This is a genomic window from Streptomyces sp. 130 (genome assembly GCF_007096885.1).
GTDB lineage: Bacteria > Actinomycetota > Actinomycetes > Streptomycetales > Streptomycetaceae > Streptomyces.
Genome location: NZ_VJNO01000046.1, coordinates 1 through 16,039 on the forward strand (window position 1 = coordinate 1; position 16,039 = coordinate 16,039).

At 72.2% G+C, this 16,039-nt stretch carries 14 protein-coding genes; 9 read left to right on the plus strand and 5 right to left on the minus strand.

Features of this window, described 5'->3' with window-relative positions:
• The first annotated feature begins 127 nt into the window (after nucleotides 1–127).
• From hydA to FKN01_RS28170, 3 genes are all read left to right on the plus strand, one after another.
• A complete protein-coding gene (gene hydA, locus FKN01_RS28160) occupies nucleotides 128–1,528 on the plus strand; it encodes a dihydropyrimidinase (RefSeq protein WP_143625455.1) in 1,401 nt (466 codons plus the stop codon).
• Nucleotides 1,529–1,539: 11 nt separating this feature from the next.
• Nucleotides 1,540–2,556 (plus strand): TIGR03842 family LLM class F420-dependent oxidoreductase, encoded by a 1,017-nt coding sequence (locus FKN01_RS28165; RefSeq protein ID WP_143625457.1) that lies wholly within the window; start codon nucleotides 1,540–1,542, stop codon nucleotides 2,554–2,556.
• Nucleotides 2,557–2,651: 95 nt separating this feature from the next.
• Entirely contained in the window at nucleotides 2,652–4,202 is a 1,551-nt protein-coding gene (locus FKN01_RS28170; protein WP_143625459.1) for an NCS1 family nucleobase:cation symporter-1, read from the plus strand.
• Here FKN01_RS28170 and FKN01_RS28175 read toward each other — a convergent pair.
• Nucleotides 4,165–4,938, minus strand: coding sequence for a hypothetical protein (locus tag FKN01_RS28175; RefSeq protein WP_143625461.1), 774 nt, complete (start codon nucleotides 4,936–4,938; stop codon nucleotides 4,165–4,167). The genes FKN01_RS28170 and FKN01_RS28175 overlap by 38 nt on opposite strands.
• A gap of 274 nt (nucleotides 4,939–5,212) precedes the next feature.
• Here FKN01_RS28175 and FKN01_RS28180 point away from each other — a divergent pair, with 274 nt between their 5' ends.
• Together FKN01_RS28180 and FKN01_RS28185 are read left to right on the plus strand one after the other, a co-directional pair.
• Complete coding sequence (locus FKN01_RS28180; protein WP_143625463.1) at nucleotides 5,213–5,566, plus strand: hypothetical protein; 354 nt, start codon at nucleotides 5,213–5,215, stop codon at nucleotides 5,564–5,566.
• 273 nt (nucleotides 5,567–5,839) lie between these two features.
• Nucleotides 5,840–7,318 (plus strand): amidase, encoded by a 1,479-nt coding sequence (locus tag FKN01_RS28185; RefSeq protein WP_143625464.1) that lies wholly within the window; start codon nucleotides 5,840–5,842, stop codon nucleotides 7,316–7,318.
• Here FKN01_RS28185 and FKN01_RS28190 read toward each other — a convergent pair.
• Nucleotides 7,315–8,379, minus strand: a complete 1,065-nt coding sequence (locus FKN01_RS28190; protein ID WP_143625466.1) for a biotin/lipoate A/B protein ligase family protein — start codon at nucleotides 8,377–8,379, stop codon at nucleotides 7,315–7,317. The genes FKN01_RS28185 and FKN01_RS28190 overlap by 4 nt on opposite strands.
• Before the next feature lie 297 nt (nucleotides 8,380–8,676).
• Between FKN01_RS28190 and FKN01_RS28195 the strand changes: the two genes are divergently transcribed.
• The 3 genes from FKN01_RS28195 (at nucleotide 8,677) to FKN01_RS28205 (ending at nucleotide 11,856) form a co-directional block, all read left to right on the plus strand.
• Nucleotides 8,677–9,957 (plus strand): glycoside hydrolase family 16 protein, encoded by a 1,281-nt coding sequence (locus FKN01_RS28195; protein WP_143625468.1) that lies wholly within the window; start codon nucleotides 8,677–8,679, stop codon nucleotides 9,955–9,957.
• Between the two features lie 229 nt (nucleotides 9,958–10,186).
• Nucleotides 10,187–11,170, plus strand: a complete 984-nt coding sequence (locus tag FKN01_RS28200) for a hypothetical protein (RefSeq protein ID WP_143625470.1) — start codon at nucleotides 10,187–10,189, stop codon at nucleotides 11,168–11,170.
• Between the two features lie 38 nt (nucleotides 11,171–11,208).
• Nucleotides 11,209–11,856: a hypothetical protein gene (locus FKN01_RS28205; protein WP_143625472.1), complete on the plus strand. Its 648-nt coding sequence runs from the start codon at nucleotides 11,209–11,211 to the stop codon at nucleotides 11,854–11,856.
• A 40-nt stretch (nucleotides 11,857–11,896) separates the two neighbouring features.
• On the opposite strand, the gene FKN01_RS28210 is transcribed toward FKN01_RS28205, so the two are convergent.
• Entirely contained in the window at nucleotides 11,897–12,748 is an 852-nt protein-coding gene (locus FKN01_RS28210) for a nucleotidyltransferase domain-containing protein (RefSeq protein ID WP_398933336.1), read from the minus strand.
• Between the two features lie 96 nt (nucleotides 12,749–12,844).
• Here FKN01_RS28210 and FKN01_RS28215 point away from each other — a divergent pair, with 96 nt between their 5' ends.
• A complete protein-coding gene (locus FKN01_RS28215) occupies nucleotides 12,845–14,254 on the plus strand; it encodes a phytoene desaturase family protein (protein WP_398933338.1) in 1,410 nt (469 codons plus the stop codon).
• Nucleotides 14,255–14,279: 25 nt separating this feature from the next.
• Here FKN01_RS28215 and FKN01_RS28220 read toward each other — a convergent pair whose 3' ends face one another.
• Entirely contained in the window at nucleotides 14,280–15,299 is a 1,020-nt protein-coding gene (locus FKN01_RS28220) for a DUF389 domain-containing protein (RefSeq protein WP_143625480.1), read from the minus strand.
• 15 nt (nucleotides 15,300–15,314) lie between these two features.
• Complete coding sequence (locus FKN01_RS28225) at nucleotides 15,315–15,959, minus strand: hypothetical protein (protein ID WP_260697043.1); 645 nt, start codon at nucleotides 15,957–15,959, stop codon at nucleotides 15,315–15,317.
• Between the last annotated feature and the right edge of the window lie 80 nt (nucleotides 15,960–16,039).

Sequence of the window (16,039 nt, forward strand, 5' to 3'; positions counted from 1 at the left end):
GGCGGGGTCTGGGGGCGCGCACCCCCGCGCCGCCGGGGGGGGGGGGGGGGGCGGCCCCCGGCCACCGGGGGGGGGGGGGGGCCGGCCCCGCACCCGCGCTCCACCAGCACAACGAGGAGGGGTACCCATGAGCCGTACCGTCATCCGCGGCGGCTTGGTCGTCACCGCGTCGGACGAGATGCACGCGGACGTCCTCGTCGACGGCGGCCGGATCGCCGCGCTCGCCGCCCACGACAGCGACGAGGCGGCCGGCTGGACCGCCGCCCGGACCATCGACGCCACCGGCAAGTACGTCATCCCGGGCGGCGTCGACGCCCACACCCACATGGAGATGCCGTTCGGCGGCACCTACGCGGCCGACACCTTCGAGACCGGCACCCGCGCCGCGGCCTGGGGCGGCACCACCACCATCGTGGACTTCGCCATCCAGTCCGTCGGCCGCCCCCTGCGCGAGGGCCTGGACACCTGGTACGCCAAGGCGGACGGCAACTGCGCCATCGACTACGCCTTCCACATGATTCTCGCGGACGTGAACGAGTCCTCGCTCAAGGAGATGGACCTCCTGGTCGGCGAAGGCATCACGTCCTTCAAGCTGTTCATGGCCTACCCCGGGGTCTTCTACAGCGACGACGGGCAGATCCTGCGCGCCATGCAGCGGGCCGAGTCCAACGGCGGCCTGATCATGATGCACGCGGAGAACGGCATCGCCATCGACGTCCTGGTGGAGCAGGCCCTCGCCGCAGGCCGCACGGACCCCCGCTACCACGGCGACGTGCGCAAGGTGGCGCTGGAGGCGGAGGCCACGCACCGCGCGATCCAGCTCGCCCGGGTCGCGGGAGCGCCGCTGTACGTCGTGCACGTCTCCGCCGACGAGGCCGTCGCCGAGATCGCCGCCGCCCGCCACAAGGGGCAGCCCGTCTTCGGCGAGACCTGCCCGCAGTACCTCTTCCTGTCCACCGACAACCTCGCCGAACCGGACTTCGAGGGCGCCAAGTACGTATGCTCCACACCGCTGCGGCCCCGGGAGCACCAGGAGGTCCTGTGGCGCGGGCTGCGCAACAACGAGCTCCAGGTCGTCTCCACCGACCACTGCCCCTTCTGCTTCTCGGGGCAGAAGGAGATGGGCCGGGGCGACTTCTCGAAGATCCCCAACGGCATGCCGGGCGTCGAGAACCGCATGGACCTGCTGCACCAGGCGGTGGTCGACGGCCACATCTCGCGGCGCCGCTGGATCGAGATCGCCTGCGCGTCCCCGGCCCGGATGTTCGGCCTCTACCCGAAGAAGGGCACGATCGCGCCCGGCGCGGACGCGGACATCGTCGTGTACGACCCGGCGGCCCGGCAGACCGTGTCCGCCGAGACCCACCACATGAACGTCGACTACTCGGCGTACGAGGGCAAGCAGCTCACCGGCCGGGTCGAGACGGTGCTCTCGCGCGGTGAGGTCGTCATCGACAGCCGCACGTACACCGGCCGGGCCGGCCACGGCATCTACACCCCACGCGCCACCTGTCAGTTTCTGAACTAGGAGCAACGGGCATGGACTTCGGACTCGTCCTCCAGACGGACCCGCCCGCATCGGCCGTGATCAGCCTGATGCGCCGCGCCGAACGCAACGGGTTCCGCCACGGCTGGACCTTCGACTCGGCGGTGCTCTGGCAGGAGCCCTTCGTCATCTACAGCAGCATCCTGGAACACACCGACCGGCTCATCGTCGGCCCCATGGTCACCAACCCGGGCACCCGCACCTGGGAGGTCACCGCCTCCACCTTCGCCACCCTCAACGACATGTACGGCAACAGGACCGTGTGCGGGATCGGCCGGGGCGACTCCGCGATGCGCGTCGCCGGGCGCGCCCCCCACACCCTGGCCCGGCTCGGCGAGGCCATCGACGTCATCCGGGACCTGGCGGAGGGCCGCGAGGCCGAGGTGGACGGCAGCCCCGTCCGCATCCCCTGGATCAAGGACGGCAGGCTCCCCGTCTGGATGGCCGCCTACGGCCCCAAGGCCCTCGCGCTCGCCGGGCGGAAGGCCGACGGCTTCATCCTCCAGCTCGCGGACCCCTACCTCACCGAGTGGATGGTCAAGGCGGTACGGGACGCGGCGGCCGAGGCCGGACGCGACCCGGACGCCGTCACCATCTGCGTCGCCGCCCCCGCCTACGTCACCGACGACGACTCGCCCGAGGCCCTGGCCCACGCCCGGGACCAGTGCCGCTGGTTCGGCGGGATGGTCGGCAACCACGTCGCCGACCTCGTCGCACGGTACGGCGAGCACTCGGGCCTGGTCCCGGACGAGCTGACCGCGTACATCAAGGACCGGCAGGGCTACGACTACAGCCACCACGGGCGCGCCGGGAACCCCGACACCGCGTTCGTCCCCGACACCATCGTCGACCGCTTCTGCCTGCTCGGCCCGGCCGCCGCCCATGTCGAGAGGCTGAGGCACCTCAAGGCCCTGGGCGTCGACCAGTTCGCGGTGTACAACATGCACGACGCCCGCGAGGCCACCATCGACGCCTACGGCTCCGCCGTCATCCCCGCCCTCACCGGCTGACCGGCCCCCCACGGTCGAACGCACCTCCCGGTCGTACGCGAAAACCCCGCGCCCCGCCCCGCACGGCACCGTCCCGAGCGAAGGGTCCAGCCGCCATGACATCGACCGCCCCCTCCTCCCCGCCCTCCTCACCGGACCCCATACCGGCCTCCTCCGACCGCGTCGAACTCGCCCCCGGCGCCGTCCCCGACGACAACCGGTTCGTCAACGCCGACCTGCTGCCCGTCCCGCTGGCACGGCGCGTGTGGACCACGTACAACTTCACCGCGCTGTGGGTCGGCATGGCCCACAACATCCCGTCCTGGCTGCTCGCCTCCGGCCTCGTCGCGCTCGGCATGGACTGGAAGCAGGCCGTCCTCACCATCGCGCTCGCCAACCTGATCGTGCTCGGGCCCATGCTCCTCACGGGCCATGCCGGGCCCAAGTACGGCATCCCCTTCCCGGTGCTGGCCCGGGCCTCGTTCGGGCTGCGCGGCGCCAATCTGCCCGCCCTGATCCGGGCGGCGGTCGCCTGCGCCTGGTTCGGCATCCAGACCTGGATCGGCGGCGTCGGCATCTTCACGCTGCTGGGCAAGGTGTTCGGCGGCTGGGCCGAGGCGTCCGAGGTGGGCGGGCAGCCCTGGACGCTCTGGCTGTGCTTCGTCCTCTTCTGGGCGCTCGAACTCGCCATCATCTACCGGGGGATGGAGGCGCTGCGCCGGTTCGAGAACTGGGCGGCGCCCTTCGTGATCGTCGGCGCGCTGGTGCTCCTGGTGTGGATCGCGGTGAAGGCCGGAGGCTTTGGACCGCTGCTCGACCAGCCGTCGGAGCTCGGCTGGGGCCGGGACTTCTGGCCCGTCTTCTTCCCGTCCCTGATGGGCATGATCGCCTTCTGGGCCACGCTCTCCCTGAACATCCCCGACTTCACCCGCTTCGGGGCGGGCCAACGGGCCCAGATCCGGGGTCAGTCGCTCGGACTGCCGACGACGATGACCCTGTTCGCGCTCCTCTCGGTGCTCGTCACCTCCGGCTCCCAGGCCGTCTACGGCAAGGCCGTCTGGGACCCGGTCGAGCTCGTCGCCCACACCGACAACGTCTTCGGACTCCTCTACGCCCTCGTGACCGTCCTGGTCGCGACCGTCTCCGTCAACATCGCGGCCAACGTCGTCTCACCCGCGTACGACCTGGCCAACCTCGCGCCGAAATTCATCAGCTTCCGTACCGGGGCGCTGATCACCGGGGTCGTCGGCGTCGTCATCATGCCGTGGAAGCTCACCGAGACGCCCGAGCTGTACATCTTCACCTGGCTCGGCCTGGTCGGCGGGCTGCTCGGTACGGTGGCCGGCATCCTGATCGCCGACTACTGGATCGTCCGGCGCACGGTGCTCGACCTCGCCGACCTCTACCGCCCCGGCGGGCGCTACTGGTACACGGGCGGCTGGAACTGGCGGGCCGTCGCCGCGTTCGCGGCCGGCGGTTTCCTCGCGGTCGGCGGCTCCCACTCGAAGCCGGGGGAGGGCCCGTTCCCGGCGGACGGCGTCATCCCGTTCCTGAAGCCGCTCGCGGACTACGGCTGGGCGGTGGGCCTCGCGGCCTCGCTCGTCGTGTACGCGGCCCTGATGGCGGGGGTCACGACGGAGCGGAGGTCCGGCTCAGCAGGGCGCTGACGTCGTACGATTCGGCGGGCGACGGCGTGTTCCTGGGCACCGGTACGTCGAAGTCCGAGAAGTTCACCACCGCGTCCGCGTCGTCCCCGCCCTGCAGCGAGAGCCGCAGCGGATAGGGCTTGCCGGTCGCCGCCACGTCCACCGTCAGCGTCATGTCCCCGCGCATCCGGGTCAGCGGGATCACGGACTTGTCGCCGACGGTGGTCTTCGCGCCCTTGTTGAGGGTGCCGGAGTCGTCGTTCGCGTTGTCGCCGACCAGCTTCTGGAAGGTGTTGAGGTCGCACGCCTTCGTCAGGGCGCGCAGCCGGGGGCTGTCGGCGGGGGCCTTGAGATAGCGGTCGCCAACGATCGCCGCGAAGGCCGAACCGCCGTTCGGCACCTGGTTCTTCCAGAAGTCCGCGTCCGGCTTCAGCCACACGTCGTCGCCGCGCTTGACGATCAGCACCGAGCCCTGGCTCCGGCCCAGGTCCACCGAGCCGTTGCAGTTGCCGTGCCGGTCCACGGCCAGGTCCAGGGACATGGACGGGGTGCCCTTGCCCAGGTCACCCCGGGTGGACACGTGCAGGGACTCCGCGCCGAGCAGCGCGTCCCGGGAGCGGTCGGCGATCTGCTGGGCGGTGAGATGGTCGATGTCCTCCGCGTGGGCCACGCCGCCGAGGACGCCGGTACCGCCGGCGCCGATCAGGAACGCGGCGGCCCACGCGGCCGGGCGGGTGCCGAGTCGTGAACCGGTCACGTCGCCTCCTCGGTGCGAAGGGTCGTGGTGGGGCGTCCGGACGACTGCGGTCCGGTCCCGTCGAGCGTACGCCGGAGGAGTGAACGCCGCCCGTTCGGCAAAGGCGCCCCCGGAGCGCCCCCCGGACGGCGCATACGCAGCGTGACGTTTTCCGGCGCCGCCGGTTAGGCAGACCGCGGGCGGCCGAGCTCCTGCTTCCGCCCGCGCCAGAGTCGAACGCGACCGTACGCGTGCCGCCCCGGCGGTCACGGGCGGTCACCACCGAAAGGTCACCATGAAGAAGACCCTGGGGAGCCTGTCCCGCACCGCGCTGCGCCGCGCCGCCGTCACCGGCCTGTCCGCGGCCCTCGCCGCGGCCGGCGGTCTCGCCGTCGCCGCCCCGGCCGCCGCCACGCCGCCCGGTCTGTCCTGCGACACCGGCAAGCACGCCGTGGACGACTACACCGGCTTCGCGCTGTGCCGGAACAACGGCTCCACCACCCAGACCTTCTGGGTCCACCTGGTCTGCGGCTGGTCCCCCGACGTGGACGGCGAGCACGTCACCCTCGCCCCGGGCCAGTCCGGCCAGTCCACCGCGCACTGCGCCGGCCTGGGCACGGGCATCGGCGAGATCAGCGTGCGGCCGTAAGCACACCGGCCCGCACGGTCGAGGGCGGCGCCCAGCGGTCAAGAGCGGTGCACAACGGTTGAGGGCGGCGCACAACGGTCAAGAGCGGCGCGCAACGGTTGAGGGCGGCGCCCAGCGGTCAAGGGCGGCGCCCAGCGGTCAAGGGCGGCGCCCAGCGGTCAAGAGCGGCGCACAACGGTTGAGGGCGGCGCGCCCACTCGTTACCCTCCAGTAAGTCCGTTCGCGCGGACAGGTGTACGTGCGCACCTGACGGTACGAGGAGGCGAGCCGCCCATGTCCTCAGCCCCGCCCACCCGAACGGCCGAAGAACCCGCACCGGACCGGGACGCCCAGGACCCGGCCGCCCCGCGCGGGCTCGCCGGGAGCGTGCGGGCCCTCGCGGACGGCCGGACCACCTCCACCGCGCTCGTCACCACCGCCCTGGCCCGGATCGAGGCGAGCCAGGGCACCCTCAACGCCTTCCGCGAGCTGCGCGCCGAGGCCGCGCTCGCCGAGGCCGCGGAGGCCGACCGCAGGCTCGCGGCGGGGGAGCGGCTGCCGCTGCTCGGGGTGCCCGTCGCGGTGAAGGACGACACGGACGTCGCCGGCATGCCCACCCACTTCGGCTGCGCCGGTCAGCGGGCGGCGGCGGGCGCCGACAGCGAGGCCGTACGCAGGCTGCGCGCGGCCGGGGCCGTGATCGTCGGCAAGACCAACTCCTGCGAGCTGGGCCAGTGGCCGTTCACCGAGGGCGCCGCGTTCGGCGCCACCCGCAATCCCTGGCACACCGGCCACACCCCGGGCGGCTCGTCCGGCGGTTCGGCCGCCGCCGTCGCCGCCGGACTGGTGCCCGCCGCCCTCGGCTCGGACGGCGCCGGGTCCATCCGCATCCCCGCCGCCTGGACCCACCTCGTCGGCATCAAACCGCAGCGCGGCCGGATCTCGGTGCACCCGCACAGCGACGCGTTCCAGGGCCTCACCGTCAACGGGCCGCTGGCCAGGACCGTCGAGGACGCCGCCCTCCTCCTCGACGCCGTCGCCGGGCCGCACACCGAGGACCCGCACCGCCCGCCGCCCGTCGACACCTCGGCCGCCGCCCGCCGCGACCCGGGCCGGCTGCGCATCGCCCTCGCCTGGCGGCCCCCGCTCACCCTCACCGGCGCGGCGCCCCACCGGGACGTGCGCCGCGCGGTCACCGCGACCGCGGAGGCGCTGGCCCGGCTCGGCCACCACGTCGAGGAGGCCAGGCCGCGCTACGGGCTCATCGGCCTCGGCTTCGTGCCCCGAGCCACGGCGGGCATCGCCGAGCTCGCCGCCCTGCACCCCGAACCGGCGCTCCTGGACGCGCGCACCCGCAGCGCGCTGCGCACCGGCACCCGGCTGGGCGGCAGGGTGGTGCGGGCGGCCCGGGCGCGCGAGGTGCACCAGCACCGGCGGATCGGGGCGCTGTTCCACCGTGGGCCGGGCGGCGCCGGTTTCGATGTGCTGCTGACCCCGACGACCGCGGCGCCGCCGCCCCGGATCGGCCGGTTCGACGGGCTGAGCGCGTGGCGCACCGATGTGGCGATGACCGAGGCGTGCCCGTACGCCTGGCCGTGGAACGTGCTCGGCTGGCCCGGTGTCAACGTCCCGGCGGGCTTCACCCCGGACGGCCTCCCGGTCGGCGCCCAGCTCCTCGGCCCGTCGCGCAGCGAGGAACGGCTCGTCTCGCTGGCGGCCCAGCTGGAGGCGGACCGGCGCTGGCAGGACCACAGGCCGCCGCCCCTCGGCTAAGGCACCCGGGCGGTCCACTCGTCGTTCGCGAACTTCGTACGGACCAGCTCCTCGGCCCGGGCCAGCTCCTCGGGGGTCACTCCGCCCCGGGTCAGTCCGTGCCGGCTGCGGAAGGACTCGATCATGCGCTCGATGACGGCCTGGCGCGGCAGACCGGTCTGCCGGCGGAGCGGATCCACGCGCTTCTTGGCGCTCTTGGTGCCCTTGTCCGACATCTTCTCCTTGCCGATGCGCAGCACCTCCAGCATCTTGTCCGCGTCGATGTCGTACGACATCGTCACGTGGTGCAGCACCGCGCCCGGGCCGCCGCCCGGGCCGACCACGCGCTTCTGCGCGGCCCCGGCGATCTTGCCGACTTCGGTGGCGATGTCGTTGAGCGGCTGGTACCACGCCTTGATGCCCATGTCCCCGAGGGCTTCCAGCACCCAGTCGTCCAGGTAGGCGTAGCTGTCCGCGAAGGAGAGCCCGGAGACCAGGGACTGCGGCACCGCCAGCGAGTACGTGATGGTGCTGCTCGGCTCCGCGAACATCGCGCCGCCCCCGGAGATCCGCCGGACGACGGTGACGCCGTGGCGCTCGACGCCCTCGGCGTCCACCTCGTTGCGCAGCGACTGGAAGCTGCCGATGATCACCGCGGGCGCGTCCCACTCCCACACCCGCAGCGTCGGCGGGCGCCGGCCGGCCGCGACCTCCGCCGTGATGACCTCGTCCAGGGCCATGTGCAGGGCGGGGGACTGCGGGGCGTCGTGGATGAGCTGCCAGTCGTAGTCGCTCCACTCCGTGGCCTGCGCCAGCGCCCGGCGCACGGCGACGGCGACGCCCTCCGACGTGAGGCCGAGCATCACCGTCGACTCCGGCAGCGCCGCGTCGATCCGGGCCGCGAGGGCGACCGTGTCGGTGGTCGCCGGGGCGCCTTCCAGGGCCGCGTCGATGGCGAGGATCGCCTCGTCCGGCTCCAGGAAGAAGTCACCGGCCACCCGGACGTCGCGCAGGGCGCCGCCCTCGACCTCCAGGTCCACCACGACCAGCTTTCCGCCGGGGATCTTGTACTCACCGTGCACGGCCCTGCCTCCACTTCCACCCGGCCCGTCCGCCTCGTACGGGTTTCGGCCAGTCACAACGCCACCGTCGCACGGAATAGTCCGGCGGGCCGGGGCGCGCGGCCGGCGCGCGGTCACTTCGACTCCTGTGGTCCGTACCAAACCCTTGACACCGGCTTTCTTCACTTCTTAAATCATGTGGCGAACCAAGTGCCCCGGGTCCGCCCGACCGTGGCTGCTCGACCTGTCATGCACATGACTTTCATGTGTGCGGCGGGGTACCCCTTCCCTCCCCCATACACACCGGAAGGGAGAGTCATGGACTCCCCACGCCTTTCGCGGCGCCTGCTGCGCTCCGTACTCCCAGCCCTCGCCCTCGCCCTGGCCACCGCGGGCCTGGCCGGCACCGAAGGCACCGCCCCGGCGGACGCCGCGCCGATGTCGCAGGCCGCGGCGACCGCCACGACCACGTTCTCCGACGAGTTCGACGGCGCGGCCGGTTCAGCGGTGGACGGCAGCAAGTGGCAGATCGAGACCGGCGACAACGTCAACAACCACGAGCGGCAGTACTACACCTCGGGCAACAAGAACGCGGCGCTGGACGGCCAGGGCCATCTGGTCATCACCGCCCGCAAGGAGAACCCCGCCAACTACCAGTGCTGGTACGGCACCTGTCAGTACACCTCGGCCCGGCTGAACACCTCCGGCAAGTTCACCCAGGCCTACGGGCACGTCGAGGCGCGCATGAAGATCCCGCGCGGCCAGGGAATGTGGCCCGCCTTCTGGATGCTCGGCAGCGACATCGGGCAGGTGGGCTGGCCCAACTCGGGTGAGATCGACATCATGGAGAACGTCGGCTTCGAACCGTCCACCGTGCACGGCACCCTGCACGGCCCCGGCTACTCCGGCTCCGGGGGCATCGGCGCCGGCTACACCCTGCCGAACGGCCAGGCGTTCGCGGACGCCTTCCACACCTTCGCCGTAGACTGGGCCCCCGACTCCATCACCTGGTCCGTGGACGGCAACGTCTACCAGCGCCGCACCCCCGCCGACACCAACGGCAACGCCTGGGCGTTCAACAAGCCGTTCTTCCTGATCCTGAACCTGGCGGTCGGCGGCTACTGGCCCGGTGACCCCGACGGCAGCACCGCCTTCCCCAGCCAGCTCGTGGTCGACCACGTCCGCGTCACCACCAACGACAGCCAGCCCCCCGCCACGGGCGGCCGGATCACCGGGCTCGCCGGCAAGTGCGTGGACGTCGCCGCCGCGAACACCGCCAACGGCACCCCGGTCCAGCTCTACGACTGCAACGGCACCGACGCGCAGAAGTGGACCGTGGGCGCCGACGGCACGATCCGGGCCCTCGGCAAGTGCCTCGACGTGGCCTCCGGCGGCACGGCGGACGGCACCAAGGTCCAGCTCTGGGACTGCAACGGAACGGCCGCGCAGAAGTGGGCGGTCAGCGGGGCCCGCGACATCGTGAACCCCCAGGCGAACAAGTGCCTGGACGTCACGGGCAACAACTCGGCCAACGGCACCCCGCTGCAGATCTGGACCTGTGCGGGAACGGCCAACCAGAAGTGGACGGTCAACGGCTGACCGGACCGGCCCGTCAGTGACCCCCGGCTCCGCTGCGCCGGGGGTCACTGCTGCCGATCGCGGACGAACTTCCGCCATTCGCAAGGGCGTTGGGACCAGTGCCTTGCCCGGCCCGGTCCGGCGTACACTCTGGAGCGCCTCCGCGGTGGGGAACGCGGTCACGTGGCGGTAGGAGTCGGTAGCGGGAGGGCCAGTGGCGACGAGCAGGCGCAGTCTTCGCAGAAGCCTGGTGGACTACGCGTTCTGGACAGCCAGTCTGGTGGTCCTGGTTGTCGGAATCTTCCTCCTCGGTCTGGATCACGGGCTGACACGGGAGCAGATCCTCTCCAACCTCGGTCAGAATCTGATCGCTAGCGTGATCTTCGCTGTGATCTTCTCCTGGCTGAGCGGGCGAGTCCAGGAGCGGAGTCTCCAGGACTCGCTGGAGGAGAGCTTCGGCGATCATGCGCACAAACTCGCTTCGGCGGTTGCGCAGGGAAATAAGGAATTTCTTCCGGATGCGGTGTATCCTCCGCTCGACCCGAAGAACGGTGAATACGGTCACCGGTTCAACACCGACATGACGCGCAGTCTGGAAAAGACCGGATTCTATGCGTTTCGCGGCCCCAGTGCTCGATATGTCGCAGCGCGCTTGCGCGAATCAACTCACTATCCGCAACAGGTGAAGGTCGCGATGCTGAGCCCCGGAGATCCGCGGGCCATTCAGCGGCGAGCGGCCGACAGGGTCCCCTGGGAGCGCTTCCAGGGAATGGATGTGCAGGATCTGGAGAGCAAGCTGCGGCAGGAGCTCATTATTACCGTGGTTTCGCTTTTCGACTACCGCAGGTACTGTCCGGTGAATCTCTTGTATGTAGAGGACACAGCGGTTCACCGCTACGAGATCTTCGATGATTCCGTCTATGTCGCCTGGTACGGCAGCCCCCGATCCCGGTCCATGGAAATGCCGGAATCTCTGCGTTTCCCCGCGGGATCGTTCCTCTACAAGACGCTCCGGCTGGATCTCCTCCGCCGCTTTGATATCTCGAGCGACAAGTCGGTGACATTTCTTCCCGAGCAGGACGATAACTTCCTGGCTCAGCATCTCGCGGGCGTGCTCGGGAGGACTGTGACTCAGGCGGACATCGATGGCTGGCGCAGGGAGTACGATTCTGAGGTCGAAGAATTTTCTGACTATTTGAAGTCGATGTACCGGGACATGCGTCGGATTTCCTGAGGTGTGCACGCAGCTATTCCAGGGGGGAGCCTATGGGTGTGGACATGTCGGAACTTCGCCGCGCGATGGCACAGGAAGACCCCGACGCGGCCGGCGAGCTGACCGACCGGGCTCTGCGGGAAATGGCCGGCGGGTGGACAAGCCACCCGGTGCTGCGTCATCCGCTGGGGTTTCTGTACGTGCAATTGGATCGCCGGCCCGACTCCGTTCTCCGCCTTCATCTGTGGCCGGAGGTGTCGGCGTGGGAGATTTTGACCACGTCTCCCTACCACATGCACGCCTGGGACCTGATCAGCTATGTGCACCAGGGGGATATGACCAACACCGTGGTGGGGGCCGCCCCGTGCCTCGACGACCCGGAGTACCGGGTCTTCGACATCTTGGGCGAGGGGGCGGTTGACGTGCTGACGCCGACCGAAGAATTGGTGAGGACACACAGGGAATCCCGGGAGACCATCCGGGCAGGAATGTTCTATCGAATCGATGCCGGAAAATACCATGCCAGCCGCACGGCGGCTTCAGGGTGGGCGGTGAGTACGGCGTTGGTCACTCGGGTACCGGGCGGCGAGGAACGGGCACTGGGGCCGCTGTCGCTGAAGGCGCACCGCACGCGACGTCAGGTCTGCCTCCCGGAAGAGCTGCGAACCGCGGCCCAGGAAGTCGTTGCCGAGACCGGTCCTTACTGAAGCGGACATCGCCGAGGCCGGCGCCCACCCTCGCCCCGGCTCACCCCAGCCCGACCCCGCCCCCCAGCACCGCCCGCACCTCGCGCACCAGATCCGCCGCCGTCTCCACCGCCGCCGCGTCCAGGCCCCGCAGCGCCGCGCCCACCCGGTCCGCGAAGCCCGGCGGGGTGCCGGGCAGGGCGGCGGTCGCCGCGAGGGCGCCCTTCTCGTTGAGGCACCAGGCGCGGTGATGGGCGTGGAGCGCCTGGGCGAGGATGCCGAAGGCCCGGGACAGGCAGAGGGAGACGTGCAGCCGGTCGCCCGACGGGGCCGACTTGCGGGCCGCCGCCACCGAGAAGTCCGCTTCCCAGGCCGCGGCGGCCAGCGCCGCGCGCAGTGGCTCCGGGTAGACCGAGGTCTCCCGCTTCAGGGCCGTCAACTCCCCGCCGGGGTCGGAGAGTACGCGCCCGAGGGCGACCTCGCCCGGGTACGCCGGCGACCAGAAGCCCAGCGGATGGCCGGGCTGGACGCCCACCTCGAAGCGGCCCTCCCGGCAGTCGGCCCAGACCCGCTCGACCCGGTCCAGGTCGCGCAGAATCCAGTCGACCTGGACGCCGTCCACCCGCAGCCAGCCCCCCGCGTTCACCCAGGGCCCCCAGCCGCCGGGGCCGGTCACCTCGACCGGGGAGCCCTGGAAGGCGGCGGCCAGTGCGGACAGGGCGGCGGTGTCCGGTGTACCGCGGTAGTACACGCCCAGGTCCCAGTCGGAGTCCGGGCGGTGGGCGCCCCGGGCCCGGCTGCCGCCGAGCAGGACGGCCCGGATGCCGGGCACCCGGGTCAGCCGGGCGGCCATCTCGGCGATCCTGGCGGTCATCGCGGAATCGCCGGGCCCGGCGAAGTCGTCTGAGGTCATCGGGCGAGGACACTACCCGCCCCCGGGCCGTCGGTGCCTGCGAATATCCTGGGTGCTCCGACCGTCGGCTGACTAAGGAGTCCGAAGGTGCCGTCGATGCTCGATGCGGTCGTGGTGGGCGCGGGCCCCAACGGACTGACCGCCGCAGTCGAACTGGCCCGCCGGGGCTTCGCCGTCCAGGTCTTCGAGGCCGGACCCGCGGCCGGCGGCGGCGCGCGTACGGAGGAGCTGACGCTCCCCGGCTTCCGGCACGACCCCTGCTCGGCGGTGCACCCCCTGGCCATAGGCTCCCCGGCCTTCGACGCGATGCCCCTGGAGCGGCACGGCCTGGAGTGGATCCAGCCGGACCTGGCCCTCGCCCACCCCTTCCCGGACGGCACCGCCGCCGTGCTCGCCGCCTCGGTGGGACAGACCGCGATGTCGCTCGGCCCCGGCGACGCGGGCGCCTACCGCCGCCTCCTCGCCCCCTACCTCGGCCACTGGGACACCCTCGCCCGGGACTTCCTGCGCACCCCGTGGGACGGGCTGCCCCACGACCCGTACCGCTGGGCGCGCTTCGGGCTCGACGCGATCCAGCCCGCCACGCTGCTCTCCCGCCGCTTCCGGGGCGAGAAGGCGCGCGGCCTCATCGCCGGTCTCGCCGCGCACGCCATCGCGCCGACGAACGGCCTCGCCACCGGCGGCATCGCCCTCCTCTTCGCGCTCGCCGCGCACGAGCGGGGCTGGCCCGTGCCGCGCGGCGGCTCCCAGGCCATCTCCGACGCCCTCGCCTCCTACCTCCGGGAGCTGGGCGGCACCCTCACGACCGGCACGGAGGTCAAGCGCCTGGACGAACTGCCGCCCGCCCGCGCCTACGTCTTCGACACCTCGCCGACCGCCCTCGCCCGGATCGCCGGCCTCGGCCGCGCCTACCAGGGGTACCGGTACGGCGCCTCCTGCTTCAAGATCGACTACGCCCTGTCGGGACCCGTGCCCTGGACCGCCGAGGAGCCCCGCCGGGCCGGCACCGTGCACCTGGGCCCCACCGCGGGAGAGATCGACGACGCGCTGCGCCGGGCGGTGGACGGCCGAGACCCCCGCGTCCCCTTCCTGATCACCGCCCAGTCCAGCCTGGTCGACCCCTCCCGCGCCCCCGAGGGCAAGCACGTCTTCTGGGTGTACGGGCATGTCCCGGCGGGCTGGCAGGGCGACGCGACCGAGGTCATCGAACGCCAGCTGGAGCGGTTCGCCCCCGGCTTCCGCGACCTGGTCCTCGCCCGCGCGGTCGCCGGCCCGCCCGGCATCGCGAAGCGCAACGCGAACTACGTGGACGGGGACATCGCCTGCGGCGCCTTCGCCGGCCTCCAGACCGTCATCCGCCCCAAGCTCGCCCGCGTACCGTACGCCACCGCGCACCCCGCGGTCTTCCTCTGCTCCTCGGCGACCCCGCCCGGCCCCGGGGTGCACGGCATGTCCGGCCACCACGCGGCGAAGGCGGTCTGGCGGCGGCTGCGCGCCGTCGGGTGAGCCGGGCCGCCGCCGCTGACCCCGGTCAGCCGCTCCCGCCCTTCCGTACCGTGCAGGTGTCCGTGTCCGCCGGGCACCAGTGCGTACGCCCGCCGACCAGATGGAGTTCGAGGTCGGCGTCCCGCATGCCGTGGTCGTCCAGCGCCTCGCGCAGCGCGGTCGGCGCGGGCTGCGGCGGCAGGCCGAGCACACCGATGACGACGGTGCCGTTGCGCGCCTCCACGGACGCGATCTGCCACTTCCCGGTCGCCGCCCACCGTTCCGCGACCGGCCGGGCGTCGGCGGCCAGCAGGCGGTCGTGGGCGACCCGGATCGTGCCGGTGGTGAGCGGGACGGCGACGAGCACGACGACACAGGCCACCGCCACGAGCGTCCGGCCCCGGAACCGCCCGACCCGCATGCCCGCCCGCTCGGCGCCCGCCCGTACGCCGTAGCAGAGGAAGACCACGGTCCCGGTGGCCACGATCGCCGCCACGTTGGTCGCGAACAGGAGCGCGGACTCCCCGGCGTCGTGGTAGCGGTGCACCGTCAGGAGCAGCCCCGTCACGGCCAGCGGCGGCACCAGCGAGATGGCGATGGCCACACCCGGCAGCGTGTCCGAGATGTCGGCCCGGACCAGCGCGAACGCGCCGACCGTGCCGGTGGCCAGCGCGGCGAGCAGGTCGATCAGGCGCGGGCTGATCCGCGAGGACACCTGGCTGTTGGAGGCGAAGGCGTCCGGCGGGGCGGCGATCCAGCCCAGGACCATCCCGATCGCCACCACCGCCAGCGCGCCCCCGGTCACCAGCAGCAGACAGCGCACCACCTGGCGCCGGCGGGCCAGCACCAGCGCCAGCGCGCAGCCCAGGATCGGCGTCATCAGCGGGGCGACGATCATCGCCCCGATCACCGTGGCCGTGGAGTCCCCGACGACCCCCGCGCTCGCGATGACGGCGGCCAGCACGAGCAGCCCCCAGAACCGGGTCGAGCTCGGACTGCGCAGCCCCCGCTCGATGAACAGCGCGTCGGTCATCCTGCGGACGGCGTCCGCGTCGACTCCCGCCATCTCCTCGCTCCTCTCTCAGGCGGACGTGCCGCCCGGCTTCCGCGCCATGCCCCGGTCCACCAGCTGCTGCTTCACGTGGTCGACGACGGGGGCCGGGTCCAGCGTGACGGCGTCGTCGGTCAGCTCCACCGCGCCGCCGCCCTTCCCGGTCAGCGCCTTGTCGACGGCCCGGTGCGCCCGCCGGTTGCCCTCGGTCCACACCTTCTCGAACGCGTCCGAAGCGGCGACCGCGCGCGCCCGTTCGTGGACCAGGGCGCGGACCGCGTCCTCCAGCGAGCCGCCGAGGCGCCCGAGGGCCTTCTCCAGTCGCGGCCGGTCGTCCGGCGACACCTGGGACAGCAGGGCGGACAGGTCGATCCGGGGCATGAGCGCGTCGGTCACCCGGTCGGCCACGGCGTCCTGGACGGCCGGGTCGGAGGCGAGCGGGGCGACCGTGTCCACGTAGCGGCCGGTGCCCCCGACCTGGTCGGACGCCCACGCGGCGACGACGGAGAGCGGGGCGAGCAGACAGCCGAGGACGATGAGGACGGCGGCGAGCGAGGAGCGGCCCCGGTGCCGGGGCGGACGGGCGCGCTCCTGTTCGAGCGCGGTCACGCGGTCCCGGAGGGCTCCGACCTCGGCCGCTGAGGAGCCGTCACTCGCCGCCGCGCCGCCGTCCACCGCGCCTCCCCGGGGTAATCGTTTCCCTGACTGCCCAGGCAACGGCGACCGGCGGGCAGGCGCGAGCGGGGTTGCGCCGA

Bases quoted from the DNA above. Each gene is read 5' to 3' on its own strand.
- FKN01_RS28220 (WP_143625480.1), bottom strand. From the start codon at position 15,299: ATGGCGGGAGTCGACGCGGACGCCGTCCGCAGGATGACCGACGCGCTG.
- FKN01_RS28215 (WP_398933338.1), top strand. From the start codon at position 12,845: ATGCTCGATGCGGTCGTGGTGGGCGCGGGCCCCAACGGACTGACCGCC.
- FKN01_RS28195 (WP_143625468.1), top strand. From the start codon at position 8,677: ATGGACTCCCCACGCCTTTCGCGGCGCCTGCTGCGCTCCGTACTCCCA.
- hydA (WP_143625455.1), top strand. From the start codon at position 128: ATGAGCCGTACCGTCATCCGCGGCGGCTTGGTCGTCACCGCGTCGGAC.
- FKN01_RS28210 (WP_398933336.1), bottom strand. From the start codon at position 12,748: ATGACCTCAGACGACTTCGCCGGGCCCGGCGATTCCGCGATGACCGCC.
- FKN01_RS28170 (WP_143625459.1), top strand. From the start codon at position 2,652: ATGACATCGACCGCCCCCTCCTCCCCGCCCTCCTCACCGGACCCCATA.
- FKN01_RS28165 (WP_143625457.1), top strand. From the start codon at position 1,540: ATGGACTTCGGACTCGTCCTCCAGACGGACCCGCCCGCATCGGCCGTG.
- FKN01_RS28180 (WP_143625463.1), top strand. From the start codon at position 5,213: ATGAAGAAGACCCTGGGGAGCCTGTCCCGCACCGCGCTGCGCCGCGCC.
- FKN01_RS28185 (WP_143625464.1), top strand. From the start codon at position 5,840: ATGTCCTCAGCCCCGCCCACCCGAACGGCCGAAGAACCCGCACCGGAC.